The following is a 17,867-nucleotide window of genomic DNA, read 5'->3' as shown; positions in this document are numbered from 1 at the left end:
TATGAGAAAAATATTTGGTTTTCTTTTGTTAATAACAATTATATCCGCTTGCGAAAAAGATGATTTTTGCACTCAAAATCCTGTTACTCCAAAATTAATTATACGATTTTATGATGCCACAGATATAAGCAACACAAAAACAGCAGATGAACTCTATGTTTGGTCTGGTACAAAAGATAGTATTTTTGAGAACGTATCTACAGATTCTTTAGTTATACCTTTAAATAGCAACACAAATCAAACCATTTATAATTTATCTAAAGGAGATATAGTTGAACAATTTACCATAGATTATACACCAGCAAATGAATATGTATCTCGTTCTTGTGGTTATAAAATAATTTTTAATGATGTTAGTTTTACTACAGACAATTCTTGGATTACAGATTTTACTCAAGTAGAAACAACAATAGACAATCAAACTGCAGCTCATGTACAAGTATTTCATTAATATTTTCTTGCTTTTTATTGTTGTTAATGTATTTGCACAAGAACAAAAAAAAGATAAACCTTCTGAAACTAAAGACACAATTATATATAAATCTCCTTACGGAATTCGTTTAGGTTTAGACATAAGTAAACCCATAAAAGCAGCAATAGATGGTTATTATGAAAGTGGATTTGAAATTGTTGGTGATTACAGAATATCTAAACGTTTTTTTGTAGCTGCAGAATTAGGCTATGAAGAAGAAACAAATGCAGAAGAATTTACAAACTCAACTGCAAAAGGAAGCTATGCTAGATTAGGATTCAATTTTAATGCTTATGAAAATTGGTTAGATATGAATAACGAAATTTTTCTAGGTTTTAGGTATGGGTTTAGTGTTTTTGATCAAACCTTAAATAGTTACACACCTAATGTAGTAAATGGCGAAGATAATGGTTCTCCTTATTTTCCTTCAAGTATAGTTCCAACTGGTACAACTACAAGTTTAAATGCACATTGGACCGAATTTATGTTAGGTTTTAAAGTAGAAACTTTTAAAAACTTTTACGTAAGTGCTAGCTTTTCTTACAAAATATTAGTCAGTGCTAAAGAACCTGACAACTTTAAAACTCTATATGCACCAGGTTTCAATAGAATCTTTGAAAGTGGTACAGGTTTTGGATTTAATTATACTTTAACTTATCTAATTCCTTTTTCAAAAAGATAATTATTTGGAAATCAACATTTTTTTAACATAAAAAAATTGAATATTAAAAATAGCTCTCATATTTTTACGAATTAACGAAACCTTTTTTTTGTAACTTTAAACCCCGCTTTTAATAAAGCTTATTAAGAATGAATAAAATACCAAGCGTAAATCTTGCGGATTTTTTATCCGAAGATAAAAACAGAAAGCAAAAATTCATCAATGAAATTGGACATGCCTATGAAAACATAGGTTTTGTAGCCTTAAAAGGTCATTTTTTAGATGATAATTTAGTTGATAATTTATACGAAGAAATTAAAAACTTTTTTGATTTACCTACAGACATAAAAGAAAAATATGAGATTCCAGGAATAGGTGGTCAAAGAGGATATGTTTCTTTTGGTAAAGAATCTGCAAAAGGTAAAAAAGAAGGAGATTTAAAAGAATTTTGGCATTTTGGGCAATATGTGGATAAAGATTCTAAATATGCAACAGAATATCCAGAAAATGTTGCTGTAGAAGAATTACCTAAATTTAATGAAGTTGGTAAAAAAACATATCAAATGCTAGAAAAAACAGCAAAATATGTTTTACGCTCTTTGGCTTTGCATTTAGGTTTAGATGAAGTTTATTTTGATAATTATATAAAGAATGGTAATAGTATTTTAAGACCTATTCATTACCCACCAATAAAAACTGAACCAAAAGGTGCAGAAAGAGCAGCAGCTCATGGAGATATAAACTTGATTACCTTATTAATGGGTGCTCAAGGAAAAGGATTACAAGTACAAAACCATAAAGGAGAATGGATTGATGCTATGGCTGAACCAGATGAATTAATGATAAATGTTGGTGATATGTTATCTAGACATAGTAACAACAAATTAAAATCTACAATTCATAGAGTTACAAATCCGCCAAAAGAAATGTGGGGTAGTTCTCGTTATTCAATTCCATTTTTTATGCATCCAATTTCTGATATGAAATTAGACGTTTTAGAAAATTGTATAGACGATAAAAACCCAAAACAGTTTGATAATATTACAGCTGGTGAGTTTTTAGATGAACGTTTAAGAGAATTAGGATTAAAAAAATAATGGATTTAAAAGATCAATTAAAAAATTTGTTTCCAGAGCATAAAGAAACTCAAGAACCAGAAGTAAAAAAATCGAATATTTGGTTACAAGACGACCCTATTATTTGTAAATACGAAAAACGAAAAGGAAAACCTATTACAATTTTAGAAGGTTATACTGGTGCAACATCAGATTTTAAAATATTAGCAAAAGAAATTAAAACAAAACTTTCTGTGGGAGGTAGTTTTAAGGATGACAGAATCATTATACAGGGTGATTATAGAAACAAAATAATGGAAATGCTAAAAGAAAAAGGATTTAAAGTAAAACGCGTTGGCGGATAATTTTTTAATCAACACAACTAACTAAACTATATAAAAACGTTTTTTTTCAATTATGGGGGGCTCAATATTACACATTACAAATGGTGATAGTACAACTAACTATCTTAAAAAATTAAAATATAAAGGAGAATTTATTACTTGGAGAGAGATGTTGTGCGAAGGTAAAACTACTACAGATGTTGGTAGTGAAACTTTCTGGAAAAATAGATACGATTTTTTTAAATCTTCATATAAAGTTAGTAAACAAAAGTTTATTGATTATACTATTAAAGAATATAGAAACCTTTGTAACGAAAAAAAACAAAAAGAAATTGTTTTGTGGTTTGAGCACGATTTATTTTGTCAAATAAATATGATTGCTGTAATCAGTTGGTTAAAACGATACAGAAAAGGATACAATATTTCTTTAGTTTGCAGTGGTAAAGTTGGTAATTCTAAAAAAATGTTTGGTTTACCAGAATTAAATGAAAAACAAATTCATAACCATTTTAAAAACAGAATTGAATTAACCCAAGATGATGTTGAATATGCTGATTACATATGGCAATTATACTGTTCAGACTCCCCTCTTCGTTTAGAAACTGTATATAAATTTAACCCAATGTCTCCTTTTCAATATTTAGCTTCTGCTATAGAAGCGCATTTATTACGTTTTCCTTCAATAGAAAATGGATTAAACAAAGTTGAAAACACAATTCTAGAAACTGCATTAAATCAAAAACCAACATCTAAAAAAGAATTAATAAGTCAACTTTTAAATGGTGGTGAAGTTTATGGTTTTGGTGATTTACAATACGAAAATAAAATTAATGAATTAAGAAAACTATTTCATTCTTTTAATCCTGTTCGATTAACCAAAAAAGGAAAAGAAGTATTAGAAAATGAAATTAATTATTATGGCCAATTAAGAAATGATATTTCTTATCTTGGGGGTTCAAAAAAATACAGCTTCTTATACCATAATCAATCTAACAAGCTGTTACAAATTACATCTTAAATGCCTATTAAACCTTCTGAACTTATCTTAAATCCTGATGGGAGTATTTATCATTTAAATTTAAGAAAAGAACATATTGCAAAAAATATAATTTTTGTTGGTGACCAAGATAGAGTTGATAAAGTAACACAACATTTCGATTCTATAGAGTTTACCACACAAAAAAGAGAATTTAAAACAACAACAGGTTACTATAAAAACAAGAAAATTTCTGTAATTTCTACAGGAATTGGTCCTGATAATATAGATATTGTTCTAAACGAATTAGATGCTTTAGTAAATATTGATTTAGAAACTAGAGAAATTAAAAAAGAACATACTGCCTTAAATATTATTAGAATTGGTACTTCTGGCTCTTTACAAAAAGACATTCCTGTAGATTCTTTTTTACTAAGCTCTTATGCTTTAGATTTAAATGGAATGCTACATGCTTACCAAATTGATAAAATTTCGCATCCAGAAATTGAAGACGCTTTTGTAAAACATACCAATTGGAGCTCTAAAAAATCGTATCCTTTATTAATTGCTAACGCTGGTGAATTGGCATCAAAAATAGCATCAAAAAAAGTTTATAAAGGTATTACAGCAACTGCAGGTGGTTTTTATGCACCACAAGGTAGAGTGTTAAGATTAGCTTTACAAGACGCAGATTTAAATAACAAAATTGATAGCTTTTCTTTTAATGGTAATAGAATAACCAATCTAGAAATGGAAACTTCTGCCATTTATGGATTATCGAAATTATTAGGTCATAATGCAGTTTCTATGAATGCAATTATTGCAAATAGAGCAAATGGTACGTTTAGTACAAATCCAAAAGAAATTGTTGCTGATTTAATAAAATATACATTAGAAAAATTAGTAGATTAAATGACTAACTTAAAAGTTGGTGGTGTACCAGAGCATTTTAATTATCCTTGGTACATTACTCTAAAAAATAAAGAATACAATAAACATAATATTAATTTACGTTGGCAAGATTATCCTGGTGGTACAGGGCAAATGTGCAAAGCATTAAGAGATGGCTCTGTAGATATTGCTATAGTATTAACAGAAGGCATTATTAAAGATATTGCAGATGGTAATCCTTCCAAAATTGTACAGACATTTGTAAAAACTCCTTTAATTTGGGGTATTCATGTAGGCGCAAAATCATCATTTAAAAAAATAGAAGATTTAGAACATGCCACAATTGCAATTAGCAGGTTTGGTTCTGGATCACATTTAATGGCAATTGTAAATGCATACAACCAAGGTTGGGATGTTACTAAATTAAAATTTAAAGTAATTAAAAATTTACAAGGTGGTATTGATGCACTTACAAATGGAGAAGCAGATTATTTTATGTGGGAACATTTTACCACAAAACCTTTAGTAGATAATGGCACATTTAGAAGAATAGACGATTGCCCTACTCCTTGGCCTTGTTTTGTAGTTGCTGTTAGAAACGAAGTTTTAGAAAATAACTTTAACGAAGTAAAAAAAGTTTTAGACATCATAAATAACCAAACTAAAGATTTCAAGAAGGTTAAAGACATAGATAAAACTCTAGCATACAGATACGAACAGCAATTAAATGACATTAAGCAGTGGTTAAAAATAACTGAATGGAATGCAGGCAAACCAATAACAAAAAATTTAATTACACGCATTCAAAATAAAATGGTAAAGTTTAACGTTATTGAAAAGAAGAAAAATTCAGGAAAATTCATAAAAAATATGTACATTTAAATCATAAAAAGTATATAAATGAAAAAAGCAGTATTTATTGTAATTTGTATTTTAGGAATTATTTGTTTTTCATCTTGTAGAAGTACTTCTAGTTCTTGCGGATTAGCAGAGCTTAACACAACAAATCCAACAACATTACAACAAGTAGATTTAAGTTAAATTTTACTTGTTTCTTAATTTTTAAATTCAATAAAATCCACTTTTAAAAGTGGATTTACCTCCTTAACCACTTACTAAAACCTTAATAATTAATGTTTTATTAACATTCTACAAACTTTTTAATAAGGTTAAACTTACTTTTTATTCATTTTAAATTTACCCTAAAAACACATTGTACTTCTATTTTTGTTAAAACAAGAGCAAAATAGATTTTTATGTATAGTAAATATCAAGTTACAAACTTATTATCTAATCTAAAAATAGTTGATCTAGCTTCTGTAATTAACTATTTAAAATGAAAAAAACTAAAAAGCGTAAAGTAGAACTAGTTGTAATTTCTGATATTCATTTAGGAACCTATGGTTGCAGAGCAAAAGAAGTATTAAATTACTTAAAAACCATTCAGCCAGAAACGTTAATTCTAAATGGAGACATCATAGATATATGGCAATTTAAAAAACGATTTTTTCCTAAATCGCATATGAATGTTATAAAACATCTAACATCACTTTTATCTAAAGACACCAAAGTATATTACATTACAGGTAATCATGATGAAATGCTAAGAAAATTCAAAGGTTTTCAACTAGGAAATTTTAAGATTTTAAATAAAATAATCTTAAATCTAGATGGTAAAAAAGCTTGGATTTTTCATGGAGATGTTTTTGATGTAACAATGAAACACTCTAAATGGTTGGCTAAATTAGGTGGCAAAGGTTACGATTTGCTAATTGTTTTAAACACTTTTATGAATTGGGTTAGTCAGCTTTTTGGTTATGGAAAATTATCGCTCTCTAAAAAAATAAAAAACAGTGTAAAAAGCGCTGTAAAATTTATAAATGATTTTGAGAAAACTGCTTCTGATATTGCTATTGACAACAACTACGATTATGTGGTTTGTGGGCACATACATCAACCAGAAATCAAAAAAATTAAAAATCAAAAAGGAAAAACTATTTATTTAAATTCTGGTGATTGGATAGAAAATTTAACAGCTCTAGAATACAATAAAAAAGAATGGTCTTTATACGAATATGCTAAAGACGATGTTGCAAAAGGTTTTGAGGTAAACGAAACCAAAAAAGAAAAAAAGAAAAACAAAGAAAAAGAACACAACATACTTTTTAATGAGTTGTTAAGAGAATTTGATATTAGAAAAACATAAATTATTTTTATTATGAAAATACTATATGCAATACAAGGTACAGGAAATGGACATATAACCAGAGCCAAAGAAATTATTCCTATTTTACAAGAAAAAGGCGATTTAGATATTCTAATTAGTGGTAATGAGAATAATTTAGAATTAGGCTACCCAATAAAATATAAAATACATGGTTTAAATTATACTTTTGGTAATAAAGGAGGTATCGATTTTTGGGCTAGTTATAAAAAAATGAAATTGTCTCGTTTTTTTAAAGAAATTAAAGAATTACCAATTAAACAATACGATTTAGTTTTAAACGATTTTGAGCCAGTTTCTGCTTGGGCTGCAAAAGTTAATAATGTAAACATTGTTTCTTTAAGTCATCAAAATGCAGTATCAGATAAAGCAGCACCAAAATACAGTAAACATTTTATAGAAAAACTTATTTTAAAATATTATGCACCTGCTAATTCAAAATTTGGTTTTCATTTTAAAACATATAGTAATACTACATTTACACCCATAATAAGAAAAAAAATTCGTAATAAAAAAATTACAAACAAAGGGCATTTTACAGTATATCTGCCATCTTATAATCATGATAAAATTGTAAAAGTATTATCTCAAATACCAATTGTAAAATGGCACATTTTTTCTAAAGAAACTACGAGTTTAATATTCAGAAAAAACATAACCATTTATCCTGTTAACGAATTCGATTTTATAAAAAGTATGGCTTCTTCTAGTGGTGTACTTTGTGGTGCAGGATTCGAAACACCATCAGAAGCTTTATTTTTAAGAAAAAAATTGATGGTAATACCAATGAAAAACCAATATGAGCAAAAATGCAATGCACTTGCTTTAAAAGAAATGGGTGTGCCAGTTTTAAAGAAGTTAAGCAAAAAAAGAATTACAAAAATTGCAAAGTGGATTCAGGCAGAGAATCTAATAGACGTAAATTACGAAGATACAACAGAAGATATTTTAGAAGCTATCTTATTGCCTTATTATAACGAAACACTTATATCTACCATTGTATTTTAGACTTATTTATACTGTTTAAAATTTCGTTTGTTTTAGAAAAATGCTGGTTATTAAACCAATAACCTCTATTTGCACTTAATGGTGATGGATGACCAGATGTTAATATTTGATGTTTCTTTTTGTTAATTAATTTCATTTTTTTCTTAGCAAAACCACCCCAAAGTAAAAAAATAATATTTTCTTTTTCTTCGGATATTTGTTTGATAACTACATCTGTAAAAGTTTCCCATCCTTTTTTTTGATGACTACCAGCTTCATGCGCCCTAACTGTAAGTGTTGCATTTAGCAACAAAACACCTTGCTTTGCCCATTTTTCTAAATTTCCACTTTGTGGATATTCTTGATTCAAATCCGAAGAAATTTCTTTAAAAATATTTACTAAAGAAGGGGGATGTTTAACATCCTCTTTAACAGAAAAACACAAACCATTTGCCTGATTTGGGCCATGATAAGGATCTTGACCAATAATAACAACTTTTAAATCGTTTAGAGAACAAAAATCAAAAGCTGTAAAAATATCTTTTGCCTTCGGATAACAAGTATAATTTTCATATTCAGATTTCACAAAATCGGTCAATTCTTTAAAATAAGGTTTATCAAATTCTGGTTGTAAGATATTTTTCCAAGAATCAGCTATTTTTACTTCCATAGTTCCTATTTTTGTTGTTATTAGTGATAATAATCACTCAAAAAAGAATTCAAAAATACAATATTGAGAACGAACATTTCAGAGAAAACACTTCAAGATTTAGAATTTTCTACGGTTTTACAACACATTTCAGAATTTTGCATTTCTAGTTTAGGTAAAGAAAAGATCTTTGAAACTAAACCAATTCAGCATCGTAAAGAACTGTTTAAAGAACTGCATTTAGTAGATGAGTATTTATCTTCTTTTGAAAGTGAAAACAGAGTTCCTAATCACGGATTTGATAATATTATAGAAAATGTAAAGCGTTTAGCCATAGAAAATAGCTTTATAGAAACTGATGCTTTTTTAAAAATAGCTACAACTTCACTTACCGTAAATGAATTGATTAAGTTTTTTAAGAAATTTCAAATTCAGTTTCCAACCTTTTACGAGCTTTCTCAAGAAATAGAATTCACCACTTTTGTAGATGATGAAATAAAGAAAATTATAGATATTTCTGGTGAAGTTAAAAACAATGCATCACCTTCTTTAAAACAAATTAGAAGAGATATTAATAATGTTCGTGGTAAAATCGGAGCTAGTTTTACATCAGCATTATCTAAAGCAATTGCAGCTGGTCATTTAGATGATATTAAAGAAACAGTTGTAGATAACCAAAGGGTTTTAGCTGTTTCTGCAATGCACAGAAGAAAAGTTGCAGGTAGTTTATTAGGGTCTTCTAAATCTGGTAATATCGTTTATATTGCACCACAAGCAACACTTTCTTATAGTAGAGAATATCAGAATTTAGTTTACGAAGAAAAGCAAGAAGTTGTAAAAATATTGCGTGCTTTAGCCACTACAATTCGTCCTTGTGTTACATTGTTAAATGAATATATTCAGTTTTTAATTCATACAGATGCAATTGGTGCAAAAGCAAAATATGCACTAGAAATGGATGCAATTCTTCCAAAAATATCTAACAATAAAAAGATATTTTTTAAGAATGCTTATCATCCTGTATTATGGAAAAAAAATAAAGAACAAAAAATAAACACTGTTGCACAAACTATAAAATTAGATGAAAATCAACAAATAATAGTAATTTCGGGTCCTAATGCTGGTGGAAAAAGTATCACCTTAAAAACTATTGGCTTGTTGCAAATTATGGTGCAAAGTGGAATTTTAATTCCTGTGGATGAACGCAGTGAAACCTATATTTTTGACACTGTTTTAACTGATATTGGAGACAACCAATCCATTGAAAACCAATTAAGTACCTATAGTTATCGACTTAAAAACATGCGTTATTTTTTACGTAAGTGTAATGAGAACACTTTGTTTTTAATTGATGAATTTGGTACAGGTTCAGACCCAGAATTGGGTGGAGCTTTAGCAGAAATTTTCTTAGAAGAATTTTATCATAAAAAAGCATTCGGAATTATAACAACTCACTATTCAAATTTAAAAGTCTTAGCCAACGAATTAGAGAATGTTACCAATGCAAATATGCAGTTTGATGAACGTACTTTAGAACCTTTATATCGTTTATTTATTGGTCAAGCAGGTAGTTCTTTTACTTTTGAAGTAGCTCAGAAAAACGGAATACCTTATAGCTTAATTAACAAAGCTAAAAAAAGAGTAGAAACTGAAAAAGTGCGTTTAGACAAAACCATCTCTAAACTACAAAAAGAAAGAAATAGACTACAAAAAAATTCTGATAATCTAGAGAAACAAAAATCTAAAGGTCAAGAGCATTTAGATAGCTTACAAGAAAAAGAACAACGAATTCAAGATAAATTATCTGGTTTTCAAGAACTTTATGATCAAAATCAGAAAATGCTTTCATTGGGTAGAAAAACTAATGAATTGCTTAACAAATACTTTCAAACCAATAATAAAAAGGAGCTTAATGCTAATTTTAACAAATGGGTAGCAGACGAAAAAGTAAGGCATGTAAAGAAAAACCCTATTAAACCTAAAACAAAAGCACAAAAGCAAAAAGCAAAAGTTGTTGCAAAACAAATACAAGAAACTATAAAAAAGGTAGAAAAAGAAGTTTTAGAAAAAGTTGTTGAAGTTAGAAAAGAAAAAAAGATTGAAGCTGCTAAAATTGCTAAAGAAAAATCTGAATACATTTATAAAATAAATGATAGAGTTAGAATTATAGATTCCAATTCTGTAGGTACTATTGATAGGATTGATAAGAAAAGTGTAACTATCAATTACGGAATTTTTACCACCAAAACTTCACTTGAAAAACTAGAATTGGTAGAAAAAGCAAAGAAATAAGGTTTTTCCTATTTTAAATTTCGATTTTTAAAATTATATTGGTCATCTAACTAATTATTAAAACTTTAGCTATGATTACACAATCTAATTTAAAACGCGAAACTAGATATGGATTACCTGCTGCAGATCAAATTCTCTTTAATCGTCATTATGTTTTAGGTTACTCCTATTATTTTAGGCAAGCAAAATGGGCTCTAGAAATTATAGACAAAGATAGAACTGATATTGAAAGAATAGATAATTTTAGACCTGATTACAGAATTCCTGAAATGTTTAGAGCAGATTTAGCAGATTATTTAAATTCTGGTTTTAACAGAGGTCATTTAGTAGCAAGTGCTAATCAATTTGAAACTCAGATTCAAAATAGTGAAACTTTTCTATTATCTAATATGACACCTCAAGTACCTTCTTTTAATAAAGGTATCTGGAAACGTTTAGAAAATGCTGTTAGAGTTTTAGATAGTCAAAAAAACATTTTAGAAACTTATGTAATTTCTGGTCCTTTGTTTTTGTTTGATACAGAAGTTAAAGTAATAGATTCTAAAAAGGCAGAAGGTGTAACTTTACCTATACCACACTCCTACTTTAAATCTATACTTACAGAAAACCATAGAGGTACTTTACATATTTGGTCTTTTATTATACCTAATGAAGCCACAGATGAAGATTTAGAAACCTTTCAAGTTCCTACAAGTAAAATTGAAAAGATATCAGGTTTATTTTTATGGGAAAGTTTATTAGGTACCAAAATAACAAGAGATAAAAACAAAATCAAGAAAATTTGGAAATATAAATAGACCATCTATTTAAAACAACATACTTCAATTCATTTATCAATTTAATAGAATCCATAATATTTTAGTTAAAATCTGTTAAGAACATTTAAAATATGTTAAGAAATTATTAAAGTCATTTTTTTGGTGAAACGTTTTTAAAGATTGAGCGTCTTTTCAATATATCGTTTAACTTAACACACTTAAAATGAAAAATTTAAAATCTATTATCGCCATTATTGCAATTACTTTAGCAACTACTTTTTCTGCAACAGCAACTGAGAAAAAAACTGAAACAGCAAAAGAAAAAGCAAAAATTTCTAACATATTAAGAACAGAGATTGTTTCTATGTTAGGTAATGAAATTCAAGTAGAACTTGAAGACACAACATCTGCAGAAATCTCTTTTATGATAAACAACGAAAATGAAGTTATTATTGTTTCTGTAGATTCTGAAGTTACTGAGTTTAGTTCTTTTGTAAAAAATAAATTAAACTATAAAAAAATCTCTGTAAAAGGAACAAAAAAAGGTGAGATTTACAGAATACCTGTAAAATTAAAAGCTTAAAAATAAAACAACTGGTTGGTTAGTTGGTGCCTAATATTAGTTTAAATACTAATTTAGGCATTTTTTTATTCGTATAACTTCATTTCAGCATCGTAAAACTCACCAGCTTTATCCATTAAGTCTGCTAACTCAGTAGCAATATCTTCTTCATTTTCTCCTGTTAAATCTTCGAACCATTCTACTTCATCATCTTTAAGATTTATCATAAAACGCGGAAATTCTGTATGTAAAACAAAAATATCTTCAGGAAACTCACTATTATCTGCCAATAAAAATTTTGGTAAAGTCATTATATCAAATTATTTCTGCAAACTTACAAATATCTTTCTTTAACTATATTTAAATGATGTGTTTGATGTCCAGAAAAAATAAAACCTAATGCTCTAACAGACATATTGTTACCAGAACCAATACCTATTTTCAGTAAATCTCTATCAGAAAAACTCTCAAAAAGGTGAATAGTACTAATTCTTAAAGCATCCATCTCATCTAAAATATCATAATATTCTCTTTGATTCGCTTTAGAATGATCCGCAAATAAATCTTGATCAAAACCTGGCAATTCTGTTTTATCATTTCTTGCAAAACACAAGGCTCTATAACAAAAAACACGTTCAGTATCTATAACATGTTGTATCAATTCTTTCAAGGTCCATTTACCTTCTGCATAAGCAAAATCTCCTTTTTCTATATTTATATATCTTAATGTATTTTCAAAATCCTTTTGAGAATCATATAAATTATCTAACAGAGATTTCCCATTACTCTCAATCATTTTAACGTATTGTTTGTAGTAAGGAGCGTATTCATTTTCTGGAATCATTAAAATAGAATTATGTATGTTTGTTTCACGAATTTAATCATTTTATATAAAATATATACTCTTAAAAAAGATTCAATTTATAAATGTTTTCTATATCAAATTCTTATCTCAAATTTTTATTAAAATCAACAAATCAGCATGGAGTGCATTCTCCTTTTGTATTTGATTTTGTTACCAAAGGCTTGTATCAAAAAAAAAATAAAACTATTAATTTTGATAAATATTCAGAACTAAAAAGCCTATCAAAAAAACAAAGAAAAATACTTTCTAATATTCTGATTTATTTTAAAATTAATAAAATCTCTTTTGATATCTCTAGTTTTACAGAAAAATCTAGAAATTATAAAATACTATATATCAATAATTTAAGACTATTTAAAAATATAGACTTTACAAATTTAACCTCGAAACACATTATTCTTGTTGATGGCATTTATCAAACAAAAAAAACAGAACAAGAGTGGCAAAACATCATCAAAAAAAATGATTTAACTGTAAGTATTAATCTATTTTATTGGGGGTTAATATTCATCAGAAAAGAACAAGCTAAAGAAGATTTTAGAATTAGAGTTTAATATTTTTTTAAAGCTTAAACTTTGTAACTTTACACTTTTCAATTTCGAAACTCATTTTTAATGAAAATATATACAAAAACTGGTGATGCAGGAACCACTGCTCTTTTTGGCGGTTCTAGAGTAAAAAAATACAATTTACGCATAGAAAGTTATGGTACTGTTGATGAACTAAACTCTTATATTGGCTTAATAAAAGACCAAGAAATTAGTGAAGAAATTAAAAATTCTTTGCTAAAAATACAGAATGAGTTATTTACTTTAGGTGCAATGTTGGCTACTCCACCAGAAAAAGAAACTTTAAAATCTGGTAAAGAGCGCTTAAATATACCTAAAGTTAATGAAAATTCCATTCAGTTTTTAGAAAATGAAATTGATAAGATGGATGCTGTACTTCCTCAAATGACGCATTTTATTTTACCTGGTGGCCATCAAGCTGTGTCATTCTGTCACGTTGCAAGATGTGTTTGCAGACGTGCAGAACGCCTTTCTGTAGAGTTAAACGACCAAGAAAACATTAATAATGACATCTTAAAATACTTAAACCGACTTTCTGACTACCTTTTTGTGTTGGCACGAAAATTGTCTTTAGACTTAGCAGTAGAGGAAATTAAATGGATTCCTACCAAACAATAACTAAGTTCTTTTTTTATCGATTATTGAAGGATTTTTAACTTTTATAAAAAATACAAAGTACTGATTTACAGTGTTAAATAAAAATTAACAATAACTTCATTGTATATTTCTTAAAAAAGACTTGCATAATTCCGCAAAAAAATTATTTTTGCACAAAATTAAACAGTAAGAAATGTATTGGACATTAGAATTAGCATCTTATTTAGCAGACGCACCTTGGCCAGCAACCAAAGATGAGTTAATAGATTACGCAATTAGAACAGGAGCTCCTTTAGAAGTTGTAGAAAACTTACAGGACATTGAAGATGAAGGTGATGCTTATGACTCTATCATAGAAATTTGGCCAGATTATCCCACAGAAGATGATTATCTTTGGAATGAGGATGAATACTAAATAATGCAAAACAATATAAAAAGTCTCTAAAGAGGCTTTTTTTTTGTTTTCTTATAAAAAAGAAAATACTTTTCTGATTGATAAAATTAAAATTTAACAAAACAAACATAGTTATGCTAAATAACTAAAAAACATATAAATAAATGGGTATTTTAGATTCAGTAATTAAACTTTTTGTAGGTGATAAACAGCAAAAAGATTTAAAAATTTTACAACCAATTGTAGAAAATGTAAAGAAATTTGAAGCAGCACTTTCTAAACTTTCACACGATGAATTACGTGCAAAAACACAAGAATTCAAAGATAAGTTAAAGACTGCTACAAAAGAATTGGATGATAAAATTTCTGCATTAGAGCAAGAAGCTAAAGATGCAAATATTGATAGACAAGAAGACATTTATACAGAAATTGATAGTTTAAAAGATGAAGCTTATACTATTTCTGAAGCTACTTTAGTTGAGATTATGCCAGAAGCTTTTGCAGTAATTAAAGAAACTGCAAAACGTTTTGTAGAAAATGAAGAAGTAGAAGTTACAGCAACACCTTTTGATAGAGAATTATCTTCAGCAAACGAACATATTACTTTAGAAGACGATAAAGCTTACTGGGCAAATTCTTGGGATGCAGCAGGTAAACCTGTTACTTGGGATATGATTCATTATGATGTACAATTAATTGGTGGTTCTGTTTTACATCAAGGTAAAATTGCAGAAATGATGACTGGAGAAGGTAAAACATTAGTTTCTACTTTACCAGTTTACTTAAATGCCTTAACAGGTAATGGAGTTCACGTTGTTACAGTAAATGATTATTTAGCAAAACGTGATAGAGCTTGGATGGCTCCTATTTTCGAATTTCATGGTTTGTCTACAGATTGTATCGATTTTCATCAGCCAAACTCAGATGCACGTAGAAAAGCCTACAATGCAGACATTACTTATGGTACAAATAACGAATTTGGTTTCGATTATTTACGTGATAATATGGCTAGCTCTAAAGACGATTTAGTACAAAGAGCACCAAATTACGCTATTATTGATGAAGTAGATTCTGTTTTAATTGATGATGCAAGAACTCCTTTAATTATTTCTGGACCTGTACCACAAGGAGACAGACACGAATTTAACGACTTAAAACCTTTAGTTGCAGATATTGTTGCTTTACAAAAAAAGCATTTAGTTGGTGTTTTAGCAGAAGCTAAAAAATTATTAGCAGAAGGAAACGAAAAAGAAGGTGGTTTCTTATTATTAAGAGTTTACAGAGGTTTACCTAAAAATAAAGCCTTAATTAAGTTTTTATCTCAAGAAGGTATCAAACAAATTTTACAAAAAACTGAAAACACATATATGGCAGACAACAACAAGTTGATGCCAGAAGTAGATGAAGATTTATGGTTTGTTGTAGAAGAAAAAAATAATCAAATTGATTTAACTGATAAAGGTATTGGTCATTTATCAGAAAAAACAAACAACGATACTTTCTTTGTATTACCAGATATTGGTGTAGAAATTGGTCAAATTGATAATTCTGAAATAACTAAAGAAGAAAAAGCTTCGCAAAAAGAAGAACTGTATAAAGACTTTAGCATAAAAAGTGAGCGTATTCATACAATGAATCAACTTTTAAAAGCATACACTGTTTTTGAAAAAGATGTTGAGTATGTTGTTATGGACAATAAAGTAATGATTGTTGATGAACAAACAGGTCGTATTATGGACGGTCGTCGTTATTCTGACGGATTACACCAAGCAATTGAAGCAAAAGAAAATTGTAAAATTGAAGATGCTACACAAACTTTTGCAACTGTAACTTTACAGAATTACTTTAGAATGTATCGTAAACTTTCTGGTATGACAGGAACTGCGATTACAGAAGCAGGTGAGTTATGGGAAATCTACAAATTAGATGTTGTAGAAATACCTACAAACAGACCTATTCAAAGAGATGATAAAGAAGATTTAGTTTACAAAACTGCGCGTGAAAAATACAATGCAGTTATAGAAGATGTTGTAAAATTAGTAGAACAAAAAAGACCTGTTTTAGTTGGTACAACATCCGTAGAAATATCAGAATTATTAGGTAGAATGTTACAAATGCGTAAAATTCCTCATAATATATTAAATGCAAAATTACACAAACGTGAGGCTGATGTTGTTGCAGAAGCTGGTAAACCTGGTGTTGTAACTATTGCAACAAATATGGCTGGTCGTGGAACAGATATTAAACTATCTAAAGAAGTAAAAGAAGCTGGAGGTTTAGCAATTGTGGGTACAGAAAGACACGATTCACGAAGAGTAGACAGACAGTTAAGAGGACGTGCAGGAAGACAAGGTGATGTTGGTTCTACTCAGTTTTATGTAGCTTTAGATGATAACTTAATGCGTCTTTTTGGTTCTGAGAGAATTGCCAAAATGATGGATAGAATGGGCTTACAAGAAGGTGAAGTTATTCAACATTCTATGATTACAAAATCTATTGAAAGAGCTCAGAAAAAAGTTGAAGAAAACAACTTTGGTATCAGAAAACGTTTGTTAGAATATGATGATATTATGAACTCTCAGCGTGAGTTTGTTTACAAAAGAAGAAGAAATGCTTTAGATGGTAAACGCTTACAAGTAGATATTGCAAATATGATTTATGATACTTGCGAATCTATTATACTTGCAAATAAAGGCGCTAAAGATTTTCAGAATTTTGAGTTTGAATTGATCAAATTCTCTTCTATGACTTCTCCTTTTTCTGAAGATGAGTTTAATAAATTGTCTGAAAAAGAATTAACAGACAAATTATACGACATTGTTACAGAACATTACAAAGCAAAAATTGAAAGAAATGCTGTTTTAGCTTTTCCTGTTATTAAAGATGTTTTTGAAAATGAAGGTGATAGATATGAGCGAATTGTAGTTCCTTTTACAGACGGAATTAAATCTTTACAGGTTGTTACCAACTTAAAAGAAGCTTATGAAAGTGATGGTAAATCTTTAATTACAGATTTTGAGAAAAACATTACATTAGCTATTATTGATGAAAACTGGAAAGAGCATTTACGCAAAATGGATGAGTTAAAACAATCCGTGCAAAATGCTTCTTATGAACAAAAAGATCCTTTATTAATTTATAAGTTCGAGGCTTTTGAATTGTTTAAAAGAACTGTAGATGAAATAAATAAAGAAGTTTTATCATTCTTATTTAAAGGAGAATTACCTCAACAATCAAATCAGATTTCTGAAGCTCGTCAAGAAAAAAGAGAGCAGTTAAATACCAGCAAAGCTGATGTGCAAAACACAACTGAACAAGCTATTCAAAATTCTAGACAGCAACAACAAGAACCTGTTGAAACTGTAGTTAGAGAACAACCTAAAATTGGTAGAAACGAAAGAGTTACTATTAAAAATGTTATGAGTGGTGAAGAAAAAGAGGTAAAATACAAACAAGCTATCCCTTTAATTGAAAAAGGTGAGTTTGTTTTAGTAAACAAATAAAATTTTATCCTACAAGTTTTTTAAACCTTGTAGGATTGATCAAAACAAAAAAAATCCGTTTAGAAATT

Annotated in this window: 20 protein-coding genes; 17 read left to right on the top strand and 3 right to left on the bottom strand. The window is 28.4% G+C overall.

The features are described from left to right. Position 1: 1 nt before the first annotated feature. The 10 genes from KO506_RS11025 to KO506_RS10980 all read left to right on the top strand — a co-directional run bounded on the left by KO506_RS11025 (position 2) and on the right by KO506_RS10980 (position 7,631). Complete coding sequence (locus KO506_RS11025; RefSeq protein ID WP_215994967.1) at positions 2–451, top strand: DUF6452 family protein; 450 nt, start codon at positions 2–4, stop codon at positions 449–451. Continuing rightward, on the top strand, positions 432–1,154 hold the full coding sequence (locus KO506_RS11020; RefSeq protein ID WP_215994966.1) for a DUF6048 family protein: 723 nt from the start codon (positions 432–434) through the stop codon (positions 1,152–1,154). The genes KO506_RS11025 and KO506_RS11020 overlap by 20 nt, the downstream gene beginning before the upstream one ends. Before the next feature lie 128 nt (positions 1,155–1,282). Beyond that, positions 1,283–2,230, top strand: coding sequence for an isopenicillin N synthase family dioxygenase (locus KO506_RS11015; protein ID WP_215994965.1), 948 nt, complete (start codon positions 1,283–1,285; stop codon positions 2,228–2,230). Beyond that, positions 2,230–2,553: a translation initiation factor gene (locus KO506_RS11010; protein ID WP_215994964.1), complete on the top strand. Its 324-nt coding sequence runs from the start codon at positions 2,230–2,232 to the stop codon at positions 2,551–2,553. Before KO506_RS11015 ends, KO506_RS11010 begins: the two co-directional genes overlap by 1 nt. 52 nt (positions 2,554–2,605) lie before the next feature. Beyond that, positions 2,606–3,550 (top strand): DUF1835 domain-containing protein, encoded by a 945-nt coding sequence (locus tag KO506_RS11005; RefSeq protein ID WP_215994963.1) that lies wholly within the window; start codon positions 2,606–2,608, stop codon positions 3,548–3,550. Continuing rightward, a complete protein-coding gene (locus KO506_RS11000; protein WP_215994962.1) occupies positions 3,551–4,420 on the top strand; it encodes a nucleoside phosphorylase in 870 nt (289 codons plus the stop codon). It begins immediately after the preceding gene. After that, positions 4,421–5,281, top strand: a complete 861-nt coding sequence (locus tag KO506_RS10995) for a substrate-binding domain-containing protein (protein ID WP_215994961.1) — start codon at positions 4,421–4,423, stop codon at positions 5,279–5,281. Positions 5,282–5,299: 18 nt separating this feature from the next. Then, positions 5,300–5,440, top strand: a complete 141-nt coding sequence (locus tag KO506_RS10990; protein ID WP_215994960.1) for a hypothetical protein — start codon at positions 5,300–5,302, stop codon at positions 5,438–5,440. A gap of 295 nt (positions 5,441–5,735) precedes the next feature. Further along, positions 5,736–6,605 carry a UDP-2,3-diacylglucosamine diphosphatase gene (locus KO506_RS10985; RefSeq protein WP_215994959.1) on the top strand — a complete coding sequence of 290 codons (870 nt, stop codon included), beginning with the start codon at positions 5,736–5,738 and terminating at the stop codon, positions 6,603–6,605. A 12-nt stretch (positions 6,606–6,617) separates the two neighbouring features. Further along, on the top strand, positions 6,618–7,631 hold the full coding sequence (locus tag KO506_RS10980; protein ID WP_215994958.1) for a glycosyltransferase family protein: 1,014 nt from the start codon (positions 6,618–6,620) through the stop codon (positions 7,629–7,631). Here the strand turns inward: KO506_RS10980 and KO506_RS10975 are convergent. Further along, on the bottom strand, positions 7,615–8,280 hold the full coding sequence (locus KO506_RS10975; RefSeq protein WP_215994957.1) for a uracil-DNA glycosylase: 666 nt from the start codon (positions 8,278–8,280) through the stop codon (positions 7,615–7,617). The genes KO506_RS10980 and KO506_RS10975 overlap by 17 nt on opposite strands. 63 nt (positions 8,281–8,343) lie before the next feature. Between KO506_RS10975 and KO506_RS10970 the strand changes: the two genes are divergently transcribed. From KO506_RS10970 to KO506_RS10960, 3 genes are all read left to right on the top strand, one after another. Further along, entirely contained in the window at positions 8,344–10,551 is a 2,208-nt protein-coding gene (locus KO506_RS10970; RefSeq protein ID WP_215994956.1) for an endonuclease MutS2, read from the top strand. Between the two features lie 71 nt (positions 10,552–10,622). After that, the gene (locus KO506_RS10965) at positions 10,623–11,348 is read left to right on the top strand and encodes a DNA/RNA non-specific endonuclease (protein ID WP_215994955.1); all 726 of its coding nucleotides are present in this window, start codon (positions 10,623–10,625) and stop codon (positions 11,346–11,348) included. 184 nt (positions 11,349–11,532) lie between these two features. Further along, positions 11,533–11,892 carry a hypothetical protein gene (locus KO506_RS10960; RefSeq protein ID WP_215994954.1) on the top strand — a complete coding sequence of 120 codons (360 nt, stop codon included), beginning with the start codon at positions 11,533–11,535 and terminating at the stop codon, positions 11,890–11,892. 65 nt (positions 11,893–11,957) lie between these two features. On the opposite strand, the gene KO506_RS10955 is transcribed toward KO506_RS10960, so the two are convergent. Continuing rightward, positions 11,958–12,182: a hypothetical protein gene (locus KO506_RS10955; protein WP_215994953.1), complete on the bottom strand. Its 225-nt coding sequence runs from the start codon at positions 12,180–12,182 to the stop codon at positions 11,958–11,960. 23 nt (positions 12,183–12,205) lie between these two features. Then, the gene (locus KO506_RS10950) at positions 12,206–12,715 is read right to left on the bottom strand and encodes a DinB family protein (RefSeq protein WP_215994952.1); all 510 of its coding nucleotides are present in this window, start codon (positions 12,713–12,715) and stop codon (positions 12,206–12,208) included. Between the two features lie 83 nt (positions 12,716–12,798). On the opposite strand from KO506_RS10950, the gene KO506_RS10945 reads away from it, so the two are divergent. The 4 genes from KO506_RS10945 (at position 12,799) to secA (ending at position 17,799) form a co-directional block, all read left to right on the top strand. Continuing rightward, a complete protein-coding gene (locus tag KO506_RS10945; RefSeq protein WP_215994951.1) occupies positions 12,799–13,290 on the top strand; it encodes a hypothetical protein in 492 nt (163 codons plus the stop codon). A 60-nt stretch (positions 13,291–13,350) separates the two neighbouring features. Then, a complete protein-coding gene (locus KO506_RS10940; RefSeq protein ID WP_215994950.1) occupies positions 13,351–13,923 on the top strand; it encodes a cob(I)yrinic acid a,c-diamide adenosyltransferase in 573 nt (190 codons plus the stop codon). A gap of 172 nt (positions 13,924–14,095) precedes the next feature. After that, positions 14,096–14,317, top strand: a complete 222-nt coding sequence (locus tag KO506_RS10935; protein WP_015479930.1) for a DUF2795 domain-containing protein — start codon at positions 14,096–14,098, stop codon at positions 14,315–14,317. 143 nt (positions 14,318–14,460) lie between these two features. Then, entirely contained in the window at positions 14,461–17,799 is a 3,339-nt protein-coding gene (gene secA, locus KO506_RS10930) for a preprotein translocase subunit SecA (protein WP_215994949.1), read from the top strand. The last annotated feature ends 68 nt before the right edge of the window (positions 17,800–17,867 follow it).

The organism is Polaribacter vadi (assembly GCF_018861005.1).
Taxonomy (GTDB): Bacteria; Bacteroidota; Bacteroidia; order Flavobacteriales; family Flavobacteriaceae; genus Polaribacter; species Polaribacter vadi_A.
This window is presented reverse-complemented; position numbering and strand designations above follow the sequence as displayed.